This is a genomic window from Mesobacterium pallidum (genome assembly GCF_019966535.1).
Classification (GTDB): domain Bacteria; phylum Pseudomonadota; class Alphaproteobacteria; order Rhodobacterales; family Rhodobacteraceae; genus Mesobacterium; species Mesobacterium pallidum.
In genome coordinates, this window is the sequence record NZ_JAIMID010000003.1 from 119,831 (window position 1) to 146,140 (window position 26,310).

The 26,310-nt window shown below is 67.3% G+C and carries 22 protein-coding genes; 17 read left to right on the forward strand and 5 right to left on the reverse strand.

What is annotated here, in order from left to right:
* Positions 1-13 precede the first annotated feature (13 nt).
* On the forward strand, positions 14-1,156 hold the full coding sequence (locus MF270_RS05925; RefSeq protein WP_238364948.1) for an SPFH domain-containing protein: 1,143 nt from the start codon (positions 14-16) through the stop codon (positions 1,154-1,156).
* Between the two features lie 65 nt (positions 1,157-1,221).
* On the opposite strand, the gene MF270_RS05930 is transcribed toward MF270_RS05925, so the two are convergent.
* The gene (locus MF270_RS05930) at positions 1,222-1,635 is read right to left on the reverse strand and encodes a CZB domain-containing protein (RefSeq protein ID WP_238364949.1); all 414 of its coding nucleotides are present in this window, start codon (positions 1,633-1,635) and stop codon (positions 1,222-1,224) included.
* A 128-nt stretch (positions 1,636-1,763) separates the two neighbouring features.
* Here MF270_RS05930 and MF270_RS05935 point away from each other — a divergent pair, with 128 nt between their 5' ends.
* From MF270_RS05935 to MF270_RS05955, 5 genes are all read left to right on the forward strand, one after another.
* Positions 1,764-2,846: a TFIIB-type zinc ribbon-containing protein gene (locus MF270_RS05935; protein ID WP_238364950.1), complete on the forward strand. Its 1,083-nt coding sequence runs from the start codon at positions 1,764-1,766 to the stop codon at positions 2,844-2,846.
* A 119-nt stretch (positions 2,847-2,965) separates the two neighbouring features.
* Positions 2,966-3,880 carry a carbohydrate kinase family protein gene (locus MF270_RS05940; protein ID WP_238364951.1) on the forward strand — a complete coding sequence of 305 codons (915 nt, stop codon included), beginning with the start codon at positions 2,966-2,968 and terminating at the stop codon, positions 3,878-3,880.
* The gene (gene dtd, locus MF270_RS05945; RefSeq protein WP_238364952.1) at positions 3,877-4,323 is read left to right on the forward strand and encodes a D-aminoacyl-tRNA deacylase; all 447 of its coding nucleotides are present in this window, start codon (positions 3,877-3,879) and stop codon (positions 4,321-4,323) included. The genes MF270_RS05940 and dtd overlap by 4 nt, the downstream gene beginning before the upstream one ends.
* 143 nt (positions 4,324-4,466) lie before the next feature.
* Positions 4,467-5,948 carry an MORN repeat-containing protein gene (locus MF270_RS05950; protein WP_238364953.1) on the forward strand — a complete coding sequence of 494 codons (1,482 nt, stop codon included), beginning with the start codon at positions 4,467-4,469 and terminating at the stop codon, positions 5,946-5,948.
* A gap of 19 nt (positions 5,949-5,967) precedes the next feature.
* Positions 5,968-6,357, forward strand: coding sequence for a nuclear transport factor 2 family protein (locus tag MF270_RS05955; RefSeq protein WP_238364954.1), 390 nt, complete (start codon positions 5,968-5,970; stop codon positions 6,355-6,357).
* A gap of 33 nt (positions 6,358-6,390) precedes the next feature.
* On the opposite strand, the gene MF270_RS05960 is transcribed toward MF270_RS05955, so the two are convergent.
* Together MF270_RS05960 and MF270_RS05965 are read right to left on the reverse strand one after the other, a co-directional pair.
* The gene (locus MF270_RS05960; protein WP_238364955.1) at positions 6,391-7,920 is read right to left on the reverse strand and encodes a cryptochrome/photolyase family protein; all 1,530 of its coding nucleotides are present in this window, start codon (positions 7,918-7,920) and stop codon (positions 6,391-6,393) included.
* Positions 7,917-8,582 carry an SDR family NAD(P)-dependent oxidoreductase gene (locus MF270_RS05965; RefSeq protein WP_238364956.1) on the reverse strand — a complete coding sequence of 222 codons (666 nt, stop codon included), beginning with the start codon at positions 8,580-8,582 and terminating at the stop codon, positions 7,917-7,919. The genes MF270_RS05960 and MF270_RS05965 overlap by 4 nt, the downstream gene beginning before the upstream one ends.
* Positions 8,583-8,846: 264 nt before the next feature.
* Between MF270_RS05965 and MF270_RS05970 the strand changes: the two genes are divergently transcribed.
* From MF270_RS05970 to MF270_RS05995, 6 genes are all read left to right on the forward strand, one after another.
* Complete coding sequence (locus MF270_RS05970) at positions 8,847-10,409, forward strand: 2-isopropylmalate synthase (protein ID WP_238364957.1); 1,563 nt, start codon at positions 8,847-8,849, stop codon at positions 10,407-10,409.
* Positions 10,410-10,757: 348 nt separating this feature from the next.
* Positions 10,758-11,771: a class I SAM-dependent methyltransferase gene (locus MF270_RS05975; protein WP_238364958.1), complete on the forward strand. Its 1,014-nt coding sequence runs from the start codon at positions 10,758-10,760 to the stop codon at positions 11,769-11,771.
* A gap of 93 nt (positions 11,772-11,864) precedes the next feature.
* The gene (locus MF270_RS05980; RefSeq protein ID WP_238364959.1) at positions 11,865-13,073 is read left to right on the forward strand and encodes a TCR/Tet family MFS transporter; all 1,209 of its coding nucleotides are present in this window, start codon (positions 11,865-11,867) and stop codon (positions 13,071-13,073) included.
* Between the two features lie 81 nt (positions 13,074-13,154).
* The gene (locus tag MF270_RS05985; protein WP_238364960.1) at positions 13,155-14,234 is read left to right on the forward strand and encodes a Zn-dependent alcohol dehydrogenase; all 1,080 of its coding nucleotides are present in this window, start codon (positions 13,155-13,157) and stop codon (positions 14,232-14,234) included.
* A gap of 106 nt (positions 14,235-14,340) precedes the next feature.
* Positions 14,341-15,378, forward strand: coding sequence for a GSCFA domain-containing protein (locus MF270_RS05990; protein WP_238364961.1), 1,038 nt, complete (start codon positions 14,341-14,343; stop codon positions 15,376-15,378).
* Positions 15,375-16,121 carry a hypothetical protein gene (locus MF270_RS05995; RefSeq protein WP_238364962.1) on the forward strand — a complete coding sequence of 249 codons (747 nt, stop codon included), beginning with the start codon at positions 15,375-15,377 and terminating at the stop codon, positions 16,119-16,121. The genes MF270_RS05990 and MF270_RS05995 overlap by 4 nt, the downstream gene beginning before the upstream one ends.
* An 18-nt stretch (positions 16,122-16,139) precedes the next feature.
* Here MF270_RS05995 and dnaE read toward each other — a convergent pair whose 3' ends face one another.
* Together dnaE and MF270_RS06005 are read right to left on the reverse strand one after the other, a co-directional pair.
* Positions 16,140-19,658, reverse strand: coding sequence for a DNA polymerase III subunit alpha (gene dnaE, locus MF270_RS06000; RefSeq protein ID WP_238364963.1), 3,519 nt, complete (start codon positions 19,656-19,658; stop codon positions 16,140-16,142).
* Positions 19,659-19,703: 45 nt separating this feature from the next.
* Positions 19,704-20,504, reverse strand: coding sequence for a DUF6544 family protein (locus tag MF270_RS06005; RefSeq protein WP_238364964.1), 801 nt, complete (start codon positions 20,502-20,504; stop codon positions 19,704-19,706).
* Between the two features lie 221 nt (positions 20,505-20,725).
* Here MF270_RS06005 and MF270_RS06010 point away from each other — a divergent pair, with 221 nt between their 5' ends.
* From MF270_RS06010 to MF270_RS06030, 5 genes are all read left to right on the forward strand, one after another.
* A complete protein-coding gene (locus tag MF270_RS06010) occupies positions 20,726-22,249 on the forward strand; it encodes an ABC transporter ATP-binding protein (RefSeq protein WP_238364965.1) in 1,524 nt (507 codons plus the stop codon).
* Positions 22,250-22,444: 195 nt separating this feature from the next.
* Positions 22,445-23,530: an ABC transporter permease gene (locus MF270_RS06015; protein ID WP_238364966.1), complete on the forward strand. Its 1,086-nt coding sequence runs from the start codon at positions 22,445-22,447 to the stop codon at positions 23,528-23,530.
* Position 23,531: 1 nt separating this feature from the next.
* A complete protein-coding gene (locus MF270_RS06020; protein WP_238364967.1) occupies positions 23,532-24,437 on the forward strand; it encodes an ABC transporter permease in 906 nt (301 codons plus the stop codon).
* A gap of 52 nt (positions 24,438-24,489) precedes the next feature.
* On the forward strand, positions 24,490-25,572 hold the full coding sequence (locus MF270_RS06025; RefSeq protein ID WP_238364968.1) for a BMP family ABC transporter substrate-binding protein: 1,083 nt from the start codon (positions 24,490-24,492) through the stop codon (positions 25,570-25,572).
* Between the two features lie 102 nt (positions 25,573-25,674).
* On the forward strand, positions 25,675-26,292 hold the full coding sequence (locus tag MF270_RS06030) for a trimeric intracellular cation channel family protein (RefSeq protein ID WP_238364969.1): 618 nt from the start codon (positions 25,675-25,677) through the stop codon (positions 26,290-26,292).
* The last annotated feature ends 18 nt before the right edge of the window (positions 26,293-26,310 follow it).

Genomic DNA, 26,310 nt, shown 5'->3' on the forward strand with positions numbered 1-26,310 from the left:
AAGGAGAGAGCCGATGGGCATTTTCGATTTCCTCAAGGGCGAGTTCATCGATGTCATCCACTGGGTCGACGACACCCATGACACGCTGGTCTGGCGGTTCGAGCGCGAGGGCCACGCGATCAAGTACGGCGCCAAGCTGACCGTGCGCGAAGGGCAGGTCGCCGTCTTCGTGCATGAAGGGCAGCTGGCCGATGTCTTCACCCCCGGTCTCTACATGCTCGAGACCAACAACATGCCGATCATGACGACGCTGCAACACTGGGACCATGGCTTCCAGTCGCCGTTCAAGTCCGAGATCTACTTTGTCGACACCACCCGGTTCAGCGACCTCAAGTGGGGGACCAAGAACCCGATCATCTGCCGCGACCCTGAATTCGGGATGGTGCGGCTGCGCGCCTTCGGCACCTACACGATCCGCGTGACCGATGCGGCGAAGTTCCTGACCGAGATCGTCGGCACCGACGGCGAATTCACGATGGACGAGATCAGCTTCCAGATCCGCAACATCATCGTGCAGGAAACCAGCCGCGTGCTGGCCGGCTCGGGCATCCCGGTGCTCGACATGGCGGCGAACACGGCGGATCTGGGCAAGCTGGTCGCGACCGAGGTCAGCAAGACCCTGGCCGAATACGGGCTCTCGATGCCCGAGATGTATATCGAGAACATCTCCCTGCCGCCCGCGGTCGAAGAGGTGATGGACAAGCGTACCTCGATGGGGATCGTCGGGGATCTGGGCAAGTACACCCAGTTCCAGGCGGCCGAAGCGATGAGCGCAGCGGCCTCCACCCCCGGCAGCTCCATGGGCGCCGGCATGGGGATGGGCATGGGCATGGGGCTGGCGCAGCACATGGCCAGTACCATGGCCGGCCAGCAGGGCCCCTGGGGCCAGGCGCAACAGCCCGCCCAGCAACCCGCCGCAGCGGCGCCCCCGCCGCCCCCGCCGCCGGTCGAACATGTCTGGCACATTGCCCGCAACGGCGCGACCGAGGGGCCGTTCTCCAAGGCGCGGATGGGGCGCATGGCGACGGATGGCGATCTTATGCGCGAGACGCTGGTCTGGACCCCGGGTCAGGACGGCTGGAAAAAGGCCGGTGACGTGACCGAGCTGGCGCAGCTGTTCACGATCCTGCCGCCGCCACCCCCTCCGGGCGTCTGATCGGCGCCGAAGGGTCCCTCCCGGGGCCAGGACCGAGGGCGTGGCCAGAACGGCGGCGCGACGGTCTACATCGCCCGGTCGGCGGCGATCACGGGCGCAGGCCCGTGGCTGGCCTTCACCTCTGCCCGGGCCCCTTCGATGGCGTCGCGCAGGGCGCGGGTGTGCGTCGAGAATTCCGACCCCGACAGCGCCCGCAGCGCGGCCTCGAACTGCCCCGCCTCGATCATCGCGGCAATGCGTCCGGCCTCCTGGTGAAAGGCGTTGTGCCGTCGTCGCACCTGCGCCAGGGGATCGTCGCCACCTTCGGGCGCCGGGCAACCGCACAGCCATCGGCCAAGCCGACATTGATCCGCGCGGGCGATCGTCGCCACGGGCAGGCTGCGTTCGCGCGCCACGGCTGCGGAATGCAGGCGCATGCGCCAATTGTCATGGCTGGTGATCGCATCGTCGAGTTCACCGGCAACATAGGGCTGGTCCATGGGCCACTCCTTTCGCCGGAATCCTGCGCTTGAAAACCCTACAAAGGGGTTAAGAGGCCCGCGTTTTCCCGGTTGAACCCCTCGCCCCCGCCCGACATTCTGGCCGCGACAGCCCGAAAGAGAGACGGATGACCGAGCACCATTTCCCCTGCGACCAATGCGGCGCCGACATGCGTTTTGACCCCGCGGCGGCGCAGATGGTCTGCGACCATTGCGGCCATACGGAAAAGATGACCGAACCGGGCCCCTGGGGCGGCGCCATCGCCGAGCTCGACTTCGAAGCCGCCGTGGCCGAAACCCTCAGCGCGGCCGAGATGGAAGACACCCGCGTCTCCTCCTGCCCCAATTGCGCCGCGCAGGTGGAATTCGGCCCGGACGTGCACGCCACCGAATGCCCCTTCTGCGCCACCCCCGTGGTCACCGACACCGGCACCCAGCGCAGGATCAAGCCCAAGGGCGTCGCGCCCTTCGTGCTGGACGAACCGGCCGCCAGGGCGGCGATGACCGAGTGGCTGGGCAAGCTGTGGTTCGCGCCCAATGGCCTTCAGGATTACGCCCGCAAGGGCCGCCGGATGCAGGGCATCTACGTGCCCTACTGGACCTTCGACGCCGACACCAAGACCCAGTACCGGGGCGAACGGGGCACGGTCTATTACGAGACGCGCACCGTGATGCGCGACGGCAAGCCCGAGACGCAGCAAGTGCAAAAGATCCGCTGGACCCCGCGCGCGGGCCGGGTCGCGCGGTTCTTCGACGACGTGCTGGTGCTGGCCTCGCGGGCGCTGCCGAAAAGCTACACCGACGCGCTCGAGCCCTGGGACCTGGGCCGTTTGGAGCCCTACACGCCCGAATACCTCGCCGGTTTCCTTGCTGAAGGCTACACGGTCGCGCTGCCCGAGGGTTTCGACGAGGCCCGCGTCAAGATGGACCGGATCATCGAGCGGGACGTGAAGTTCGACATCGGCGGTGACCGCCAACGCATCCTCGCCATGGAGACGGACGTCCGCGACGTGACCTTCAAACACGTCCTTCTGCCGGTCTGGTCGGCGGCCTACAAGTATCGCGGCAAGTCCTACCGGTTCGTGGTCAATGGCCAATCGGGCCAGGTGCGGGGCGAACGCCCCTGGTCGGCCGTCAAGATCGCCATCGCCGTGGTGCTGGGCCTGGTCGTCGCCGCCGGCCTCGGCTACGTGATCGCTCAGAACCAGTAGCGCGAGCCTTGATCGGACCGGCCCGTACGGGCTACCAGCAGGGTGTGGTTCGGCTTGGCCAAAGCGGATGTTTGCGCTAACATGACCCAACCCCGCCCGCCGGACAAAGGAGCCTGGCCATGATTCTCTGCTGCGGCGAATCGCTGATCGACATGCTGCCCCGGACCGCGACGACCGGAGAGGCGGCCTTTGCCCCCGTCGCGGGCGGCGCGGTCTTCAACACGGCCATCGCGCTTGGGCGACTGGGCGCGCCGGCGGGGTTCCTTGGCGGGATCTCGACCGACCTTTTCGGCGAGATCCTCGAACGGGTGCTGACCGACTCGAAGGTCGACATCTCGTACTGCCCGCGCTCGGGGCGGCCAACCACGCTGGCGCTGGTCAAGCTGACCGACGGGCACGCCACCTATTCCTTCTACGACGAGAACACCGCCGGGCGGATGCTGACCGAGGCGGACCTGCCCGACCTGCCCGAAAGCGTCGGCGCGCTGTTCTTCGGCGGGATCAGCCTGGTCTCGGAACCCGCCGCCGACACCTATGCCGCGCTGATGACGCGCGAGGCGGGCACGCGACTGACCATGATCGACCCGAACATCCGGCCCAGCTTTATCACCGATGCAGACCGCTATCGCGCGCGGATCGGCGGGATGCTGCGCGCGGCCGACATCGTGAAGATCTCGGACGAGGACATGGCCTGGATCACCGGCGACGGGGGCGAGGCGGCCTTCCTCGAGATGACCGGCGCGGCGCTGGTGCTGCTCACGCGCGGGGCCGAGGGCGTGACCGCGATCCGTGGCAGCGACCGCGTGGACGTGCCCGCGCAAAAGGCCACGGTGGTCGATACCGTGGGCGCGGGCGATACGTTCAACGCCGGCCTCCTGGCGGGCCTGCACCGCGACGGGCTGCTGTCGCGCACCGCGATCGAGAGTGCCGAGATGTCCGCCATTATCCCCGCGGTCGAACTGGGCGCGGCCGCCGCCGCCATCACCGTCAGCCGCGCCGGCGCCAACCCGCCCTGGGCGGAGGAACTGGCGTGAGGGCACTGATCCAGCGCGTCACCGAGGGGCGCGTCAGTGTCGGCGGCGCGGTGATCGGCGAGATCGGGCCGGGCCTTCTGATCCTCGTCTGCGCCATGCAGGGCGACAGCGAGGCGCAGGCCGACAAGCTTGCGGCCAAGATCGCCAAGATGCGGATCTTCAAGGACGACGCGGACAAGATGAACCTGTCGGTCCGCGACATCGGCGGATCTGCGCTTGTCGTGAGCCAGTTCACGCTCTCGGCCGATACCTCGCGCGGGAACCGCCCCGGCTTTTCCACCGCCGCCCCGCCGGCAGAGGGCGAGCGGCTGTATGAGCATTTCGCCGCTGCCTTGCAGGCCCAGGGCGTGCCCGTGGCCACGGGACGGTTCGGCGCCGACATGGCCGTGGCACTGGTCAACGACGGGCCGGTCACGATCTGGATGGACACGGACGCGCTTTGACCGCGCCCTGACGGCTTTGCGCATTCGGCAAGCCGGCCAAGGAGTTGTCAGGAGGCGGGGCCTCAATTACTGTGCGACCGGGTGCAGGACCGCGCCCCGGGGCGAACCGGGGCCATGGCAGGACAGAGGGGTCGCGACGACAGATGCGCAGTACGGGTGCAATCGGACTGGTCCTGGCGGGCCTCATCGCGGCGATGCCGGCCATGGCGCAGGACGCCGAGGTCCTGACCAAGCAATATGACGACGGCGGTGTCTACGAGGGCACCTTCCGCGACGGCCTTCAGCACGGCACCGGCAGCTACCGCCTGCCCAACGGCTATGAATATTCCGGCGACTGGGTCGAGGGCGAGATCCGCGGCCAGGGCATCGCGCGCTTCCCGAACGGATCGGTCTACGAAGGCTCCTTCGCCAAGGGCAAGCCCGAGGGCGTGGGCAAGATCACCTTTTCCGACGGCGGCACCTACGAGGGCACCTGGCTGGACGGCAAGATCACCGGCCAGGGGGTTGCGGTCTATGCCAACGGGCTGCGCTACGAGGGCGCCTTCCGCAACGCGATGCATCACGGCAAGGGGGTGCTGACCTCTCCGTCCGGTTACGCCTATGACGGCGACTGGGTGAACGGGGTCAAGGACGGCAACGCCACCGTGACCTATGCCGATGGCGCGGTCTACGAGGGGCGCATCACCAACGGGCTGCGCGACGGCCAGGGGCGGCTGACCATGCCCGACGGGCTGGTCTACGAAGGGCTCTGGAAGGACGGCCAGATCAGCGGCGCGGGCCAACTGACCCAGCCCAACGGCGATGTCTACGAAGGCCAGCTGGTCGACGGCCGCCGCGAGGGGACCGGCAAGGTGACCTATGCCAGCGGCGACGTCTACGAGGGCGGCTTTGCAGGCGACCAGCGCAACGGTTTCGGCACCTTCCGCGGCCAGGACGGCTATGTCTACGAAGGCAATTGGGTCGACGGCCAGATCGAGGGCGAGGGCCGCGTGACCTATCCCGACGGGTCGGTCTACGAGGGCAATTTCCAGGGCGACCTGCCGGACGGCCAGGGCAAGATCACCTACCCGGACGGATCCACCTACGAAGGCAGCTGGTCCGACGGCGTGATCGACGGCGAGGGGCGGGCGACCTATCCCAACGGCCTCGTCTACGAGGGCGGCTTCCGCAACGCGCGCAACCATGGCACGGGCGTCATGACCTACCCCGACGGCTACCGCTACGAGGGCGAGTGGGTCGAAGGCGAGCGCGAGGGCCAAGGCATCGCGACCTATCCCGATGGCACAATCTATGAGGGCGAATTCCGCGCCGGCCAGCGCCACGGCACCGGCAAGATCGTCATCCCCGACGATCCCGAGACCCCCGAGGAGAACGAGAGCTTCACCTACGAGGGCCAGTGGCAGAACGGCGAGATCTCGGGCGAGGGCATGGCCACCTATGCCAATGGCGACATCTACGTGGGTCAGTTCGTGGCCGGCAAGCGCCAGGGCGACGGCACGATGCGCTATGCCACCGGCGAAGAGGCGCGCGGCACCTGGGAAAGCGGCGTCATGACCGAGGGCAGCGTCGACACCCCGGCCGAGGTCGCGCCAGAGGCCGAGACCGGCACCGGCACCGGCAACTGATCCGGGGCGAGGCGGCGGCATGAGCACGGAGACAGAGATCAAGGCCCTGCTGGAGCGCTACCTCGCGGCCTGGAACGCCCGCGACCTGCCCGCTGTCGCCGCCTGCTTCACCGAGCCCGCGCGCTATGTCCTGCCGGGCGCCGACCTGTTGATGGCCGACCACGCGGCCATTGTCGCAGCGCTCAAGACCGTCTTTGCCGGGCTGGACGCGCAGGGGTTCGACCATTCCGAGGCCGGGCCGCTGTCGGTGCGCTTGTGCAACGCGACCACCGTGCTGGCGGAACTCAAGGACGTGCGCCGCCTGCGCGGCGACGGCAGCGTGATCGAGGTGATCGACGCGGTCTATCTCTGCGTCAAGCAGGACGCGGCGTGGCGCATGAGCACGGCCATCGCCTGCGACCCGGCCTGACGCGCCGCTAGTCACGCCTGATGGCGTGCCGCGCTACACCGTCTTCCCGGCCGAGAGCCTGTCAAGGAAGGCATCCGCCTCGCCCAGGATCGTCTCGCGCTTGTCCGCATCCATCCGGTCCCAGGTCCGGTACATGTTGCCCATGCGGGCATTGCCTTCGAACCGGTCGCGGTGACGGTCGAGGAAGTGCCAGTAGAGCAGGTTGAACGGGCAGGCCCCCTCCCCCGTCTTCTGCTTGACGTCGTAATCGCAGCCTTTGCAGTAATCCGACATCCGGTCGATGTAGTTGCCCGAGGACACGTAGGGTTTCGAACCGACCACGCCGCCATCGGCGAACTGGCTCATCCCCACGGTGTTGGGGCTTTCGACCCATTCATAGGCGTCGATATAGACCTCGAGGTACCATTCATGCAGCTCGGTCGGGTTGATCCCGGCCAGCAGGGCAAAGTTGCCGGTCACCATAAGGCGCTGGATGTGGTGGGCATAGGCCTCGTCCCGCGTCTGGGCGACGGCGTGGGCAAGGCAAGACATGTGTGTCTTGGCGCCCCAGTAGAGCGGCGGCAGGGCGCGCTGGTGGTTCAACTGGTTTCGTCGGGGATAATCCGGCCCTTCGCGGAAATAGACCCCACGCACGAATTCGCGCCAGCCGAGGATCTGGCGGATGAACCCTTCGGCCGCGTTGATCGGCACATCGCCGGCTTTCCACGCCTCTTCGGCGGCCGCGCAGACCTCTTGCGGGGACAAGAGCCCTGCGTTCATGTAGGCCGAGAGCAGCGAGTGGTAGAGCCACTTTTCGTCCCGCATCATCGCGTCCTGGAAATCGCCGAACCGCGGAAGGGCGTGCGTGATGAAATGGCTTAGCGCCCGCCGGGCCTGCCCCGGCTCGGTGGCAAAGGCAAAGCCGTCGAGCGATCCGAAATTGTCGCCGAATTCGCGTTCGACCAAGGCCAGCACGTCTTTCACCGTGTCGTCTGGGGTGAAGGACATGGGCGAGGTGTCGATCTGCCCGGGCGGCGGCTTGCGGTTCTCCTTGTCGTAGTTCCACGCGCCGCCGGCGGGCTTGTCGCCCTCCATCAGGATGCCGGTCTCGCGCCGCATCTCGCGGTAGAAATACTCCATCCGCAGCGCCTTGCGCCCCTCGGCCCAGTCGTCGAACCGCTTGTGCGAGGCGAAGAAGCGGTCGTCTTCCATCTGTCGGACCGTGAGCGGGCACTCCTCCAGCGCTGCGATCAGCCGCCATTCGCCGGGCTCGGTGGCCATGACCTCCTCGGCGCCGACCTCCTCGGCCCGGCGCAAGAGCTCTCCGGGGATCGAGCCGGCGTTGTTCGTATCGTCGTATTCCGTATACCGCACGTCCCAGCCGTCTTCCCGCAGGCGGGCGGCGAACTTGCGCATGGCGGCGAAGAGGAAGGCGATCTTCTTGGGGTGATGCCGGACGTATGTCGCCTCGGCCTTCACTTCGGCCATGACGACCACGTCGCGGGACTTGTCGGCGGCCCTGAGCGCGGCGATGTCGGGCGTCAGCTGGTCGCCAAGCACTAGCACGAGGCGCGGGACGCTCACCAGGGGATCTCCTTGCCCGCCCAGTCGAAAAAGCCCCCGGTGTCAGCGGTTGCCAGCCCGTCGATGACGCGCAAGAGGTTCTGGGCGGCCTCGTCCGGGGTCACCGTCTTGTGGCGGCTGGCGTATTTGGCGGTGAGATCGGTCTGCACGGTGCCCGGGTGCAGCGTCACGCAGATCGCCTGCCGGTGCGTGCGCCCGACCTCGATCGCGGCGCCATGGATCAGTTGGTTCAGCGCGGCCTTGGCGGCGCGGTAGGAATACCAGCCGCCCAGCCGATTGTCGCCGATGGACCCGACCCGCGCGGAAAGCGCGGCAAAGACCGCCCGCCGGTCCCGGGGCATCAGCCGCACCGCATGTTTCAGCACCAGCGCCGGGCCGGTGGCATTCAGCGCGAATTGCGCAGAGAGCGCGGCGGGGTCGAGCGCCGACAGCGATTTCTCCGGCGCGGCCCCGTCGATGACCAGCGCGCCAGTGGTCACGAAGATCAGATCGAACGGACCCTCCAGCGCGCCCAGCACCCGTTCGATGCTGGACTCGTCGGTCAGGTCCAGCCCGTCCGCTCGACGCGACAGCCCGGTCACAGCCACGCCCCGCGCGTCAAGCGCCGCGCAAACCGCGCGACCGATTCCGCCCGAGGCGCCGATAACGAGTGCATTTTCCATGAAAATGCCACTTAGTCGGGCAAAATTCGCGGTCAAGCCCCGTGCTTTTGGGCTTTTTCTTAACTGCGATTCGCGTATTATCCGGCCGCATGACGAACCGGCTTCATATCCTCGACGCAGGCTGCCCCCTTGGCGGCCCGTCGACGCGTGCCGGTCTGCTGCTCATCCTAAGCCGCCTCTGAGCGTGCCCTGCACCGGCGCGACCGCTCAGAGGAGGAGTATCCGCGCCGAACGCTTAGGACACCAGATACAAGAGACAAGACCATGACCGACACGACGAACCGCGTGCTCATTTTCGACACGACGCTCCGCGACGGCGAACAATCGCCCGGCGCCACCATGACCCACGAGGAAAAGCTCGAGATCGCCGAGCTGCTGGACGACATGGGCGTCGACATCATCGAGGCCGGCTTTCCCATCGCCTCCGAAGGCGATTTCCGCGCCGTTTCCGAGATCGCGAAGCGGTCGAAGGACGCGGTGATCTGCGGGCTGTCGCGCGCGCAATATGCCGATATCGACCGCTGCTGGGAGGCGGTGAAGCATGCCGCCCGCCCCCGTATCCACACCTTCATCGGCACCTCGCCGCAGCACCGCGCCATCCCGAACCTCGACATGGACCAGATGGCCGAGCGAATCCACGACACCGTGACCCACGCCCGCAACCTTTGCGACAACGTGCAATGGTCGCCGATGGACGCGACGCGGACGGAACATGACTACCTCTGCCGGGTGGTCGAGATCGCGATCAAGGCCGGCGCCACGACGATCAACATCCCCGACACCGTGGGCTACACCGCCCCGGTGGAAAGCGCCGACCTGATCCGCATGCTGATCGCGAAAGTGCCCGGCGCGGACGAGGTGATCTTTTCGACCCATTGCCACAACGACCTCGGCATGGCGACGGCCAACAGCCTTGCCGCCGTGGCGGGCGGCGCGCGGCAGATCGAATGCACGATCAACGGGCTGGGGGAACGGGCCGGCAACACCGCGCTGGAAGAGGTCGTGATGGCCCTGCGCGTGCGCCATGACATCATGCCCTGGACGACCGGCGTGGACAGCACCCGGCTGATGAACATCTCGCGCCGCGTCTCTTCCGTGTCGGGCTTCCCGGTACAGTACAACAAGGCCATCGTCGGCAAGAACGCCTTTGCGCATGAAAGCGGCATCCACCAGGACGGCATGCTCAAAAGCGCCGATACCTTCGAGATCATGCGCCCCTCGGACGTGGGACTTGCCGATACCAACCTCGTGATGGGCAAGCACTCGGGCCGCGCCGCGCTGCGGAAAAAGCTCGAGGATCTCGGCTACCAGTTGGGCGACAACCAGCTCAAGGACGTGTTCGTGCGGTTCAAGGACCTCGCCGACCGCAAGAAGGAGGTCTATGACGAAGACCTCGTCGCCCTCATGCGCGCGGGCGAGGATGCGGCGACCGACCGGCTGGTGATCCGATCGCTCAAGGTGACCTGCGGCACCGGCGGCCCGGCCGAGGCGACGTTGGTCATGGCCATCGACGGCGCGGAATCGACGGCGACGGAAACCGGCGACGGCCCTGTCGACGCGACCTTCCGCGCGGTGCGCGCGCTGCATCCGAACGACGCCACTCTGCAACTTTACCAGGTGCATGCGGTGACCGAGGGCACGGATGCCCAGGCCACGGTTTCTGTTCGGCTCGAGGAAGCGGGCAACATCGCCACGGGGCAATCGGCCGACACCGACACGGTCGTCGCCTCGGCCCGCGCCTATGTGAACGCGCTGAACCGGTTGCTGACCCGCCGCGGCAAGGTCGGGCAGGACGCGAAAGAGATCAGCTACAAGGACGTCGGCTGAGCCTTTCCTGACTCCGAATTCCAAGAGGGGCTGCGGGAGACCGCGGCCCCTTTTCTCTTGGGTCTTGCCCAGGTCCAAGGTCCGGATGCGAGGGGCCAGCCCCTCGCGCCAGAGGCGCGGCACACAAGAAGGCGAGGGGTTCTACCCCTCGCGCCAGAGGCGTGCCACAAAGGAAGACGAGGGGCTCTGCCCCTCGCGCTCCCCGGAGTTTATTGGCACAATGAAGAGGGATCCGTGCCGCCTTGATAGGCGGTTCGCGACATTGACACGTCGTTTTCCGGCTTTGCGGGTTTCGTTTCGGGGCGCGCCGGGCCATCCTTGGCGCGCAGCAACCGCGAAGGAGAGCCCATGTCCCTGGTCACCGAAGCCGACGAGATCTCGGACATCGCCTTTGCCTTCATGGGATCCAAGGCCCTGTTCACCGCGCTCGAGCTGAACCTGTTCAGCCTGATGGCCGATGGGCCGCAGACTGCCGCTGCGCTGGGGGCAGCGACCGGACTGCACGAAGACCGGGTCGAGACCTTGCTGACCGCCCTCGCCGGCATGGGGCTGGTCTCGGTCCGGGACGGGCGCTATGCCAATTCTCCGGGCGCCGAGTCCTTCCTGGTCAAGGGGGCCAAGTACGATTTCGGCGATTACCTCAAGCTGCAGGTCGGCCAACAGATGTATCCGCTGATGGACCAGATCGGCGGCGCGCTTGCCGACACGCTGGACGAGGACGCGACGGATTCCTATGCCAAGTGGTTTTCCGACGCCGAGCAGGCGCGGCTTTACTCGCAAAGCCAGCATGCCGGCAGCCTCGGGCCGGCGCGGCAACTGGCGCGTGCGCTCGACCTGTCCGGGGCAAGGCACATGCTGGACGTGGGCGGCGGCACCGGCGCCTTTGCCATCACGCTGTGCAAGGCGAACCCGGACCTGCACGCCACCATCGTGGAATTCCCGAACGTCGCCGCGCTGGGACGTGAGTACGTGGAGAAGGCCGGGCTCACCGACCGGATCACCTATCTCGAGGGTGACGGGCGCGACACGGCCTGGCCCGAGGATCAGGACGTGGTGCTGATGTCCTACCTCTTTTCCGGCGTGCCGGGCGAGGCGCATGAAGGCCTGATCGCCGGCGCGTTCCGACACTTGCGGCCCGGCGGGCGCTTCCTGCTGCATGACTTCGTGGTGGACGCGGATCGCAGCGGCCCCAAGCTGGCCGCGCTTTGGCAGTTGCAGCACACCGCCTTCACGCCCGAGGCGCGCTCTCTCGACACCGGATGGCTGACAGGGGCGCTGACCGGCGCCGGGTTCGAAAACGTCACGATCCGCACGATGATCCCCGAGATGACCATGCTGGCCGAGGGGACAAAACCCGCCTGACGCCGGGGCCGCGCTTTTCCCCGGCCCGGCGGCTTGCCACGGCGCATCGCGCCCGTATACCTGAACCGGACAGTTCAGTTTGCCCGGTGCGCCATGCGTCTTCGCCTGCCCGTTCTCTTCATCCTGCTCACCGTGGTGATCGACGCCATGGGGATCGGGCTGATCCTGCCCGTAATGCCCGGCCTGATCGTCGAGGTGCTGCCCGGCTCGGACATCAGCCGCGCGGCGATCTGGGGCGGCATCCTGTCGACGGTCTTTGCCGCCATGCAGTTCCTCTTCGGCCCGCTGCTCGGGAACCTGTCGGACAAGGTCGGGCGCAAGCCGGTGCTGCTGGTCTCGCTTGTCGTCATGAGCCTCGATTACCTCGTGATGGCCGTCGCGGGGTCGGTCTGGCTGCTGCTGATCGGCCGCGTGGTCGGTGGAATCACGGCGGCGACCCATTCCACGGCCATGGCCTACATGGCCGACATCTCGAAGCCCGAGGAGAAGTCGGTGAATTTCGGCCTGATCGGCGCGGGCTTCGGGCTGGGGTTCGTCCTGGGCCCGGTGATCGGCGGGCTGCTGGCCGAGATGGGGACGCGCGCACCCTTTGTTGCCGCCGCCGGGCTGGCCGCGCTGAACGCCTGTTTCGGTTACTTCGTCCTGCGCGAGAGCCTTGGCCAAGAGAAACGCCGCCCCTTCTCGCTGCCCGCGTCGAACCCGCTGCGGGCCTTCCGCGACATCGGGCTGTTTCCCGGGCTGCATCCGCTTCTGCTGGTGCTCTTCCTCTATGCGCTTGCGGGCACGGTCTACCCGGCGACCTGGGCCTATTTCACCACGCTGCGCTTTGACTGGTCGCCCGGGATGATCGGCGCCTCGCTCGCGGTCTACGGCATCTCGATGGCGGTGGTGCAGGCGCTGCTGGTCGGCCCGGTCATCGCCCGGATCGGAGAGCGCGGGACGGTCATGGTCGGCCTCACCATCGAGATCCTCGCCATGGTGCTGGTCGCCTTTGTCAGCAGCGGCTGGGTGCTGATGGCGCTGATCCCGATCACGGCGCTTGGCAACCTCGCCGGGCCGGCGTTGCAGGGCATCATGAGCCGGTCGGTCAGCGACGACCGCCAGGGGATGCTGGCCGGGGTGCAGGCCTCGGTCAACGCCATGGCGATGGCGCTGTCACCAATCCTGATGACCGGGGTCTTCGCGGCCTTCTCGCACGACACCGCCGCGCTCTACCTGCCGGGCGCGCCCTACCTGCTGGCGGCCGTCCTGGCGCTGGGTGCCATCGGCCTTTTTCTGCAACGCGGACCAAGAGCCATCTGAACGCCGCGTCCCTCGCATTTCCCCTTGCGCCCCTGCCCGGCCCCGCCCCAACTGGGCACGAACGACCCGAGGAGGAGCCCCATGCAAACCATCCGCGCCGCCGTCTGCCACGAATTCGGCCAGCCCCTGTCGATCGAAGAGGTCCAGCTGCGCGCCCCGCAGCCCGGCGAGGTCGAGGTGAGCCTTGACGCCGTGGCAATCTGCCATTCCGACATCTCCTATGCCGAGGGCGCCTGGGGCGGCGTGCTGCCGGCGGTCTACGGCCACGAGGCCTCGGGGCGGATCACGGCGCTGGGCGACGGCGTGCAGGGGCTGGGGATCGGCGACGTGGTCGTCGTCACCCTGATCCGATCCTGCGGGCATTGCGTGAACTGCGGCCAGGGCCAGCCGACGATCTGCACCACGCCATACGACGGCGAACATGGCACCCTGACCATGCCGGACGGCGGGCCGCTGTTCCAAGCCATGGCCTGCGGCGCCTTTGCCGAAAAGGTCGTGGTGGGCCAGCAGCAGGTGGTCAAGGTCTCGCCCGAGATGCCCCGCGACAGCGCGGCGCTGCTGGCCTGCGGCGTGATCACCGGCATCGGCGCGGTGGTCAACGCGGCCCAGCTGCGCGCCGGGCAGGACGCCGTGATCATCGGCGCGGGGGGCGTCGGGCTCAACGCGATCCAGGGCGCACGGATCGCCGGGGCGCGCAAGATCATTGCCGTGGACATGGTGCCGGAAAAGCTGGACATGGCGCGCGAATTCGGCGCCACCGACGCGATCCTGGCCGAGGGCAAGCCCTGGAAAGAGGCGATGAAGATCATGGGCAAGGGCGCCGACGCGGTCTTTGTCACCGTGGGCGTCGCGGCGGTCTACGACCAGGCCACGCGCTACCTTGGCTGGGGCGGCAAGCTGATCGCGGTCGGCATGCCGCCGACCGGCACCACCGCCAGCTACGCGCCGGACGTGTTCAGCTATGTCGGCCAGGGCATCAAGGGCTCCAAGATGGGCGACGTGGTGATCGCGCGCGACATCCCCTGGATGGTCGACCTTTACGAACAAGGCCGCCTGAAGCTGGACGAGCTGGTGTCGCGTCACTGGACGTTCGAGCAGATCAACGAGGCGATCGCCGACACCAAGACCGGGGCGGCCAAGCGCAACGTGATCATGTTCTAGGCACCTTACAGGCGACTGGCCTGCGTTTTCAGCGCCGGGAGGTTGTTCCCGGCCAACCGCGCGTGCTACCACTAAGCGTTGATTTTACTCACGTAAGGCCAAGACCATGTCACATCCCTACCAGGACCTCCCCGCGTCGGCCTACTGGCGCTCGGCCGTGTCGAACGTGTCGCCGCTGGAGCTTGCGGATATCTACCAGCCCAAGTTCCGCATCGGTCCCAGGATGCAGATCGCGGCCGCGGGCAGCTGCTTTGCCCAGCATATCTCGCGCGAGTTCAAGCAGCGCGGCTTCCGCTTTCTCGATGTCGAGCCCGCGCCGGCCATCATGCCGGCCGAGCAGCGCGCCGCCTTCGGCCTCGGGCTTTATTCGGGGCGGTTCGGCAACATCTACTCGGTCCGGCAACTGGTGCAGATGTTCGAGCGGGCGCAGGGCACGCGCAAGCCGCCCGAGACCTGCTGGGAACAGGACGGCCGGTTCTACGACCCGTTCCGCCCCGCGATCCAGCCCAATGGCTTTGCCAGCCGCGAAGAGCTGGACCAGGACGTCGCCTGGCACCTGTCGCAGGTGCTGACGCTGCTGGAAAAGGCGGACCTCTTCGTCTTTACCTTCGGCCTGACCGAGGGCTGGGCCTTCAAGGAGGACGGCACGGTCCTGCCCACCTGCCCCGGCACCGTGGCCGGCACCTTCGACCCCGACAAGTACGAATTCGTCAATTTCACCCATCGGGACATCGTCAACGACACGCGGACGTTCATCCAGATGGCGCGGGCGGTGAACCCCAGGATGCGGTTCCTCTTTACCATCTCGCCGGTGCCGCTGACCGCCACGGCCAGCGGCAAGCACGTGCTGGTCGCCTCGAGCTACTCGAAATCCGTGCTGCGCGCGGCCGTCGGCATGCTGGCCGACGAATTCGCCGGCGTGGATTACTTTCCGTCCTACGAGCTGGTCGCGTCGCACCCGATGCGGGCGATGTTCTTTGACCCCAACCTGCGCACCGTGTCGCCGGTGGGCGTGGGCCACGTGATGAACACCTTCTTTTCCGCCCATCCCCAGCCACGCAAGGGCCGCAAGGGCAAGACCAAGGAGGCGGACCCGGAAGACCTGGTCTGCGAAGAAGCAATCCTGGAGACCTTCGGCAAATGAAGACCTGGCTGACCGGAAATTCCCACACCGCGGCGCTGTATCGCGGACTGGCGCAGATGAGCCCCCAGCCCGATGACGTGTCGGTCTATCCGCTGGGATCGGGTGCCTACGAGCTGGCGCAGTTTCACGAGATGCGCGATGGCCAGGTCGTGTTCACGGCCTCCAAGTTCGCGGAGCACACCGAAAAAGAGACCGGCCAGACCCTGGTCAATCCAGAGGACCGCTGGGGCTTTGTGCTCGGGACCCAGACCTCGCGCCTGTTCCGCGACCCGATGTGGCGCACGGCGGACCCGGTAGAGATCTGCCAGCCCGGACGCCGCCCTGTCCCCTCGGACATGCTGGCCGGCATCATCGCGGCGGACCAGAAATGGGTGCTGACTTTTCTTGCTGACTGCAAAGCGGCGGGCGTGCCCATGTTCGTCGTGGCCTGCCCGCCCCCGCGCAGCGACCACGTCGTGATCGAGGACGGTGCCCGGCCCGAGACCGTCCTGTTCATCGACCGCCTGGCGCGGAAGACGTTCACGGACGCGCTGGCCAAGCTCGACATCCCCTTCATTGCCCCGCCTGCCGAGGTGATCGACGATGCGGGCTTCCTGAAACCCGAGTACTTCGCCCCGGACAAATCCAACGGGCGGCGCGACGGCCATCACGCCAACGACGATTACGGCCAGCTGATGATGGCCGAAGTTCTGTCGTTCCTCGAGGGCGTGAAGGCGCGGACATCGAAAGCCGCGACCGGCTGACCTGAGCGCGGATGGCGGTCAGAGATCCTCGACCGCCATCACCCCCGGCAGGCTTTTCAGCGCGCCCTTGATCTGCGGTGTGACCGGGAAGTCCTCGGGCAGGTCGATTTCGACCTCGCCGGGCAGGCCGGGGTCCATCAGGCACAGCTGCACCGGGCCGCGGCCGCTTTTCCTGACCTCGGCCTTGGCCCGCGACAGGACCGAGGCGACAGAATCGACAGCCGCCGCTTCCTCCAGCAGGATCCGCATCCCCATGCCGCCGATATCGGCCACCGCCACGTCGATCGGCGCGGCCGAACGGATGGTCGGGTCGAACTGGCCGTCGTTGAACCGACCCTCGAGCGTCACCACCACCTTGTCCGTCGTCTCGAACACCTCGCGCGCGGCGATCAGGTCCTTTTCCTCGCGGGCGAACATGGCGATGCCCGACAGCTGCCCGGTGGGGTCCGAGATGTTCATGCGGAAATAGCGCGACCCACGCGACGATTTCATCTCGCGGAAGCCCGAGACCATGACGCCCACCTTGACCACGCAGGCGCCGTTCTGTTCGGCCTTGTCCTGCGCCTCGGCCAGGGTCGACATCTTCTTGCGCTTGAGCGCATGGGCATATTCGTCCAGCGGATGACCCGAGAGGAAGAAACCGATGGCCTTCTGCTCCTCCATCAGCCGTTCCGAGGCGATCCAGTCGTTGACGGGCGACAGGCGCGGCTCGGGCAGGTCGTCGCCGGCATCGCCGAACAGCGACACCTGGTTCGAGTTCTTCTGCTCCTGCACCGCCGCCGAATAGGCCACCAGCGCGTCGAGATTGTCGAAGACTTTCCGCCGGTTGCGGTCCAGAAGGTCAAACGCCCCGGCCCGCGCCAGCATCTCCAGCGGCCGCTTGCCGACCCGCTTCAGATCCACCCGGCGGGCGAAATCGAAGAGGGTGACAAAGTCGCCCCCGTCCTTGCGGGCATCCACGATCATCTGCATCGCGTCCGAGCCGACGTTCTTCAGTGCGCCAAGGCCATAGACCAGCTTCTGGTCCACCACGTCGAACGTCGCCAAGGACCGGTTCACGCAGGGCGGTACGATCTCGATCTTCAGCCCGCGCCGCACCTCTTCGGCATAGACCGACAGCTTGTCGGTCAGGTGGATATCGCAATTCATCACGCCGGCCATGAACTCGACCGGGTGGTTCGCCTTGAGCCAGCCGGTCTGGTAGCTGACCACCGCATAGGCCGCCGCGTGGGACTTGTTGAAGCCGTAGTTGGCGAACTTTTCGAGCAGGTCGAAGACCTCCGACGCCTTCTTGGCATCGACCCCGTTCTCGGCCGCGCCGGCCTCGAATTTCGGGCGCTCGGCGTCCATCGCCTCCTTGATCTTCTTGCCCATGGCGCGGCGCAGCAGGTCGGCGCCGCCAAGGGTGTAGCCCGCCATCTCCTGCGCGATCTGCATCACCTGTTCCTGGTAGACGATGATGCCCTGCGTCTCGGCCAGGATATGGTCGATGGAGGGGTGGATGCTTTCCAGCTTCTTGCGTCCGTGCTTCACGTCGCAATAGGTCGGGATGTTCTCCATCGGGCCCGGCCGGTAAAGCGCGACAAGCGCCACGATGTCCTCGATGCAGGTGGGTTTCATCTGCGTCAGCGCCGACATCATGCCCGAACTTTCCACCTGGAACACGGCCACGGTCTTGGCGGCGGAATACAGCCGGTAGGTCTTCGCGTCGTCCAGCGGGATGGCGTTGATCTGGTTCTCGGCGCCCTCGGCCGGCTCATAGAGTTCGGTGCCGTCAGCCGCGATATGCAGCGGGCGGCCGGACTTGAAGATCAGATCCATCGCGTTCTGGATCACGGTCAGGGTCTTCAGGCCGAGAAAGTCGAACTTCACCAGCCCGGCCTGTTCGACCCATTTCATGTTGAACTGCGTCGCCGGCATGTCGGACCGCGGGTCCTGGAACAGCGGCACCAGCTCATCCAGCGGCCGGTCGCCGATCACCACGCCCGCCGCGTGGGTCGAGGCGTTGCGCAAGAGCCCCTCGACCTGCTGGCCATAGGTCAGCAGGCGGTCAACAACCTCTTCGTTGCGCGCCTCTTCGCGCAGGCGCGGTTCGTCCTTGAGGGCCTGGGTGATGCTGACCGGCTTGACCCCCTCGACCGGGATCAGCTTGGACAGGCGATCCACCTGGCCATAGGGCATCTGCAGCACGCGGCCCACGTCGCGCACGGCGGCCTTTGACAGCAGGCCCCCGAAGGTGATGATCTGGCCCACCCGGTCGCGGCCGTATTTCTCCTGCACGTAGCGGATCGTTTCCTCGCGCCGGTCCATGCAGAAGTCGATGTCGAAGTCGGGCATCGACACACGTTCGGGGTTCAGGAACCGTTCGAACAGCAGCGAATAGCGCAGCGGGTCGAGGTCGGTGATGGTCAGCGCGTAAGCCACCAGAGACCCCGCGCCCGACCCCCGCCCCGGCCCGACGGGGATGTTGTTGTCCTTGGACCACTGGATGAAATCGGCCACGATCAGGAAATAGCCGGGAAATCCCATGCCTTCGATGATCCCCAGCTCGAAATCGAGCCGTTCCTGGTATTCCTCGACCGTCACCGCATGGGGGATTACGGCCAGGCGCGCCTGCAGGCCCTCGTTCGCCATGCGGCGCAGCTCGGCCACCTCGTCATCGGCGAATTTCGGCAGGATCGGCGCGCGCTTGTAGGCCTGGAAGGCGCAGCGGCGCGCGATCTCGACCGTGTTCTCGATGGCCTCGGGCAGGTCGGCGAACAGCGTCGCCATCTCTTGCGGCGACTTGAAGTAGTGCTGCGGCGTCAGCTTGCGGCGCCCGGTCTGCTGGTCGACATAGGCGCCCTCGGCGATGCAGATCAGCGCGTCATGCGCTTCGTACATCCCGGAATCGGGGAAGTATACGTCGTTGGTCGCGACCAGCGGCAGGTCCATGGCATAGGCCATCTCGACATGGCCGCGTTCCGAAAGGCGCTCGGCCTCGGGCAGGCCGTCCTCGCCGGGGTGGCGTTGCAGCTCGACATAAAGCCGGTCGCCGAAGATCGTCTTGAGATCGCCCATCAGCGCCTCGGCCGCCGGCCGCTGGCCGGCGCGCAAGAGCCGCCCCACCGGGCCATCCGGCCCGCCGGACAGGCAGATGATCCCGTCGTTATGGGCGCGCAGGTCGTCCAGCGTCACATGCGGCAGCTCGCCGTCGCCGCGCAGGTAAAGCGCCGAGTTGAGCTTCATCAAATGCTCATAGCCCGTCTCGTTCTGCGCCAGCAGCACGATGGGCGCGGGCCGGATCGGCTGCGGCCGCGCCGGGTCGATGGCAAGGTACGAAAGGTCCACCTGGCAGCCGATGATCGGCTGCACCCCCGCGCCCGACAGCGTCACGGAATATTCCAGCGCCGCGAACATGTTGTTCGTGTCGGTCAGCGCAAGCGCCGGCATATCCATCTTCTCGCAGAGTGCGGGCAGCTTCTTGAGCCGCAGCGCCCCTTCGAGCAGGGAATATTCGGTGTGGATGCGGAGGTGGATGAATCGGGGATCGCTCATGCCGCCACGCTACCGCCGGGGCGCGGCGGGCGAAAGGCCAAGCGGTCACCGAAGGACGCGATACTCCGTGATCTCGCCGCGGAAGTACGGGGCGTAGGTGCCGTCGCGGATATAGCCGACCTCACCGCGACGCGGGATCCGGCGGCCCCCGATCTGGGCGTGGTCGGTAAAATGCCCCTCCCAGTCGTAGGTGGTCGGCTGGCCCTGCGGGTCGGTGGCGGGGCGGGCCTTGGCCGAGATCCTGACCACGTCGCCGGCGGCATCGAGGAACAGATCGACCGCCGCGCCACCATCGAGGCCGACGCGCCAGTGGTCCGGGGCCAGAACCTGCCACCGCAGCGCGGGGTTCGACAGGGCGGCATCGGGGGCCCAGGGCAGTTCGGCGAGGTAGCGCATCGCCTCGCCCAGGTCCGCATCCGGCCCCTGCACCGTGCCGATGGGCAAGGCGCCCAGCGCGCGCACGGTCAGCAGACCCCGGCCGCCGACATGGGCGTCGATGACGCGGACCAGCGGGACGGGGCCAAGGCGCATCTCGGCCTGCCACAGGAAATCCGGCGCGCCCAGGCCGATGACCTGCCGGGCGGTGATCGCCTGCCAGCCGCCGCCGGGTTTCAGCTCCATCTCGGCCCGCTGGTCGAATTCCACGCGGGCGGCACCGGGCATCGCCCCCATGCGACGCGCCCAGTCGCGAACGGGCGCCGGCAGGTCCGGGACCTCGCCGGGCGGGGTCGACAGGATCTCGGCCCGCAGGCCCGAGGCGAGGCGCGAGAGCCGCCAGGCGCCGAAGCCCCAGATCAGAACGGACAGCGCGATGAGCGCGAGCAAGACGAGACCGATGAGTTTCATGGCCCGTCTCTAGCCCGCCGCGCCCTGGCGTCCCTGATCCGGATCAAATCGCCGGGCCCCGGCGCACATTTTCCGGGCGGCACCGCTGCGGAAACGGGCAGAGTCGCGCGGGCTTTGCTTGCAATGGGCGGTTCTTTGCCGCTTTCATGGTCCTCGGACGGCCCGAGGCGGCATCCGGGCAGCAGACCCGGAACGCCCCGGGCGAATGACAGGGGGATCACGTGGGCGATCCATTGCTTCGCATCTCGGGCCTGACCAAGGCCTATCCGGGCGTTGTCGCCAATGACGACGTGTCCTTCGACATCGGCGAGGCCGAGGTGCATGCGCTTCTGGGCGAGAACGGCGCCGGCAAGTCGACGCTGGTCAAGATGATCTACGGCCTGGTGAAGCCCGACAAGGGCGGGATGACGCTGCGCGGGGCCCCCTTCACTCCGCCCGAGCCGCGCGCCGCGCGGGCCGCCGGCGTGGCGATGGTGTTCCAGCACTTCTCGCTCTTCGATGCGCTGAACGTGGCCGAGAACATCGCGCTGGGGATGGAGAACCCGCCCAAGCAGCGCGACCTCGCCGCCCGCATCCGCGAAGTGAGCGAGACCTACGGCCTGCCGCTCGACCCGATGAAGATCGTGGGCGATCTGTCGGCCGGGGAGCGGCAACGGGTCGAGATCATCCGCTGCCTCTTGCAGGACCCCAAGCTCCTGATCATGGACGAGCCGACCAGCGTGCTGACCCCGCAGGAGGTCGAGATCCTGTTCCAGACCCTGCGCAAACTGAAGGCCGAGGGGACCTCGATCCTCTACATCTCGCACAAGCTCGAAGAGATCCGCGCGCTCTGCGACACCGCGACGATCCTGCGGCTGGGCAAGAAGGTCGACACCTGCACGCCGGCCGAGAAGACCGCGCGCGAGCTGGCAACGATGATGGTGGGCGCGAGCTTCGAGACCCCCGCCAAGGCCGCGCGCGAGCTGGGGCCGGTGGTGCTGGAGGTCGCGGACCTGTCGATGAAGGCGCCGACGGAATTCGGGACCTCGCTGAAGAATGTCTCCTTCCAGGTGAAGGCGGGCGAGGTGCTGGGCCTGGGCGGTGTCGCCGGCAACGGCCAGGACGAGTTGATCCTGGCGCTTTCGGGCGAGCGCACGGGCGGGACCGGAAAGGTTATGCTCAAGGGCCGCGACCTCGGCCAGGAAGGCCCGGTGGCGCGCCGCGCGGCCGGGCTGCTGACCGCGCCCGAAGAGCGGCTGGGCCATGCCGCCGCGCCCGACATGAGCCTGACGGAAAACGCCTTTCTGACCGCCAAGACCCGTAAGGGGATGGTGAAAAACGGCTTTCTCGACTGGGGCAAGGCGCGGGGCTTTGCCGAGGAGGTCATCAAGGCCTTCGACGTGCGCACGCCGGGCACGGAGAACGCGGCACGCTCGCTGTCGGGCGGCAACCTGCAGAAATTCGTCATCGGCCGCGAGGTGCTGCAAGGCCCCGAGGTGCTGGTGGTCAACCAGCCGACCTGGGGCGTCGATGCCGCCGCCGCCGCCGCGATCCGGCAGGCGCTGCTGGACCTTGCCGCCGGCGGCGCGGCCATCGTGGTGATCAGCCAGGACCTGGACGAGCTGATGGAGGTCTCGGACCGCTTCGGCGCGCTGAACGAGGGCCGGCTGAGCGAGATCCGGCCCGTGGATGGCCTGACGGTCGAGCAGATCGGCCTGATGATGGGCGGCGCCCATGACATGGAGGTGGCGCATGTCGATGGCTGAGCTGGGGGGCGCTGCCCCCGTCCGCCAAGGCGGACTCCCCCGGAGTATTTTCGGAATAATGAAAGGGGAATGGGCGCCCCTGCTTTCATTATTCCCCAAGTACTCCCGCCGGAGGCGTCCGAGTTTGGGGTCGGGGCGAGGGGCCAGCTCCTCGCTCACCCCGGCATATTTCTGGAAAGATGAAGGGGATCAGGCATGATCCGGCTTGAGAAGCGGCCGCAGCCGTCGCAGTTGTGGACCTACCTGACGCCGGTGCTGGCGGTGGTCGTGACCATGGTGCTGGGCGGGGTGCTCTTTGCCTTCATGGGCAAGGCGCCGCTCGAGGCAATCCGCACGATCTTCTGGGATCCGATCTTTGGCGAGTTCGCCTTCTACTACCGGCCCGAGCTGCTCAAGAAGGCGGCGCCGCTGATCCTGATCGCCATCGGGCTCAGTTTCGGGTTCCGGGCGGGGATCTGGAACATCGGGGCCGAGGGGCAGTACATCATCGGCGCGATCTGCGGGGCGGGGGTCGCGCTGGCGTTCTACCCGACCGAGGCGCGCTGGCTGATCTTTCCGCTGATGATCGTCGCGGGCATCCTGGGCGGCCTCATCTGGGCGCTGATCCCGGCGCTGCTGAAGGTCTATTTCAGGACCAACGAGATCCTTGTCTCGCTCATGCTGGTCTACGTGGCCGAGGTGCTGATCAAGGCCTTCTCGGTCGGTTTGATGCGCAACCCCGAGGGCATGGGCTTTCCGGGCAGCCGCAACCTGCGGCAATATCCGGCGGCGGCGAACCTCGAGCTGATCGCCAATACCGGCATCCACTGGGGCGTCATCACCGCCGTCTTTGCCGTGATCGTCGCGCAGGTGTTCTTTGCGCGGCACCAGTTCGGGTTCAACGTGCGGCTGGCCGGGCAAAGCCCGCGGGCCGCGACCTTTGCCGGGGTCGATCCGAGCCGGCTGGTCATCATCTGCATGTGCATCTCGGGCGGGCTGGCGGGGCTTGCCGGCCTTTACGAGGTGGCGGGGCCGTCGGGGCAGATCCTGGGCTCATTTCCCGCCTACTATGGCTTTACCGCGATCATCGTCGCCTTCCTGGGCCGGCTGAACCCGATCGGCATCCTGCTGGCCGGGCTGCTGCTGGCGCTCACGTACATCGGCGGCGATGCGGCGTCGTCCTCGATGAACCTGCCGGCCGCGGCGATCCAGGTGTTCCAGGGGATGCTGCTGTTCTCGCTGCTCTCGCTTGACGTGCTGACCAATTACCGCATCCGGCTGAAGAAAGCGCAGGTGGCCTGACATGGATATCAACCCGATCCTCCTGCTGGCCGCGATCATGGTCGCCTCGACCCCGATCCTGCTGGCCGCCATCGGAGAGCTGGTGGTCGAGCGCGCCGGCGTGCTGAACCTCGGCGTCGAGGGGATGATGATCACCGGCGCCGTCTGCGGCTTCATCGTCGCGCATTCCACCGGCTCGGCCACCGTGGGGTTCATCGGCGCGGCCGTGGGCGGGGCGCTGGTGTCGACGCTGTTCGCGGTCATGGTGATCTTCCTCATGACCAACCAGGTGGCGACGGGGCTGGCGCTGACGCTGTTCGGCGTGGGCCTCGCGGCCCTCATGGGGCAATCCTATGTCGCCGAAGGGCAGATCATCGTGCCCAAGGCGCCCATTCCCGGCCTCAGCGAGATCCCGGTGCTGGGGCCGATCCTGTTCCGCCACGACCTCGTGGTCTACCTGAGCGTCGCGCTCGTCGTGCTGGTCTGGCTGTTCCTGACCCGCAGCCGCGCCGGGCTGATCCTGCGCGCCATCGGAGAGAATGCCGAGGCCGCCCATGCCCTGGGCCATCCGGTGCGGCTGGTGCGCTTTCTGGCCGTCATGTTCGGCGGCGCCTGCGCGGGTCTTGGCGGCGCCTACGTCAGCCTTGTCCGCGTGCCGCAATGGATCGACAACATCACCGCGGGCGCCGGCTGGATCGCGCTGGCCATCGTCGTCTTCGCCTCGTGGCGGCCCGGGCGGCTGATCATCGGCGCCTATCTTTTCGGCGGAGTCACGGCGCTTCAGCTTAACATTCAGGCGACGGGGCTTGCCATCCCGGTCGAATACCTGTCCATGTCTCCGTATATTGCCACGATCATCGTGCTGGTCGCCTTGTCGGCGGGACGCGCACCCGGGTCGCTTGGCAAACCGTTCCACGCCTCGAGTTGAGAGGCGTCAACCGCACCGGAGATCCACTCCGGGATCAATCAGGGAGAGATCCATGAAACGCAGAACCCTCCTGGCCACCGGCGCTGCCGCCGCGGCCGCTGCCGCCTTCGGCCTGCCGGCCCGGGCACAGGACAAGACCAAGGTCGGCTTCATCTACGTCGGTCCGATCAACGACGGCGGCTGGACCCAGCACCACCACCATTCGGCCATGGAGATGGTCGAGCATTTCGGTGACGCGGTCGAGTTCGTCTACCAGGAATCGGTCCCCGAGGGCCCGGATGCCGAGCGTGCCATCACCCAGATGGCCCTGGGCGGCGCCGACATCATCTTCACCACGTCCTTCGGCTACATGGACCCGACGATCAACGTCGCCTCCAAGTTCCCGAACGTGAAGTTCGAACATGCCACCGGCTACAAGACCGCCGACAACGTCAGCGTCTACTCGGCCCGCTTCTACGAAGGCCGCGCGGTGCAGGGCACCCTGGCCGGCCACATGACCAAGACCAACACCATCGGCTACATCGCCTCGGTGCCGATTCCGGAAGTCGTGCGCGGCATCAACTCGGCCTACCTGCACGCCAAGAAGGTCAACCCGGATGTCGAGTTCAAGATCATCTGGATCTTTGAATGGCTGAACCCGGCGAAAGAGGCCGACGCCGCCAAGGCGCTGATCGAACAGGGCTGCGACGTGATCCTGCAGCACACCGATTCGACCGCGCCCCATGCGGCCGCGAAAGAGGCGGGCAACGTCTACACCTTCGGCCAGGCCGCCGACATGGCGGAATATGCGCCGATGCCGCGCATCTCGTCGATCATCGACGAATGGGCGCCCTATTACATCGACCGCGTGCAGGCCGTCATGGATGGCACCTGGACGACGACCAACACCTGGGACGGGATCGGCGCCGGCATGGTCGGCATCGGCGAGATCTCGGACGTGGTCCCGGCCGAGGTTAAGGCCGAGGCCGAGGCCCTGCGCGACGCGATCGCGGCGGGCGAGTATCACCCCTTCACCGGCCCGATCAACAAGCAGGACGGCACGCCCTGGCTGGCCGAAGGCGAAGTGGCCGACGACGGCACGCTGGCCGGCATGAACTTCTACATCGAGGGCGTGTCGGGCGACATCCCGTCCTGATCCCTTTCGCAACCGTTGGAAAAGCCCCGGCCCGCGCGGCCGGGGCTTTTTCGTTTGCGGGTCTTGCGCCGGGTGCTATCCCCTTGGCGCAGGGGGACCCGCATGACATCCGAGACGATCCTGCTAGTGTTCGACATCCTCGGCACCTTCGCCTTCGGGCTGTCGGGGGCGCTGGTGGCGATCCGGCGGCAGCTCGACCTCTTCGGCATCCTCGTGCTGGCCGCCGCAACGGGCGTGGCGGGTGGCATCACCCGCGACCTGCTGATCGGCGCCACGCCCCCCGCCGCGCTGCGCGACCTCTGGCCGCTGGCGCTGGCCGCCGGGTCAGGGCTGGTGGCGGTCTTCACCTGGGCGCAGCTGGAGCGGGTCTCGCGCCCGGTCATGCTGCTGGATGCGCTGGGGTTGGGCACCTTTGCCGTGGCGGGCACGCAGACCGCGCTTGACGCCGGGCTGCACGCCCCGGGCGCGGTGCTGCTGGGCATGATCTCGGCCGTCGGCGGTGGCGTCTTGCGCGACATGATGTCGGCCGAGGTGCCCCGCGTGCTGCGCGAGGACATCTACGCCCTCGCCGCCCTCGCCGGGGCCATCGTCTACGTGGGCGCCCTGTCGCTGGGCCTGCCCGAAGGCGCAGCGGCCGCCGGGGCGGTTGCGCTGGCCGTCGTGCTGCGCATCGCCTCGGTCCGCTATGGCTGGACCCTGCCCCGCGCGCCGGGGTCGTGAGGCCGGTCGCACGGGAGG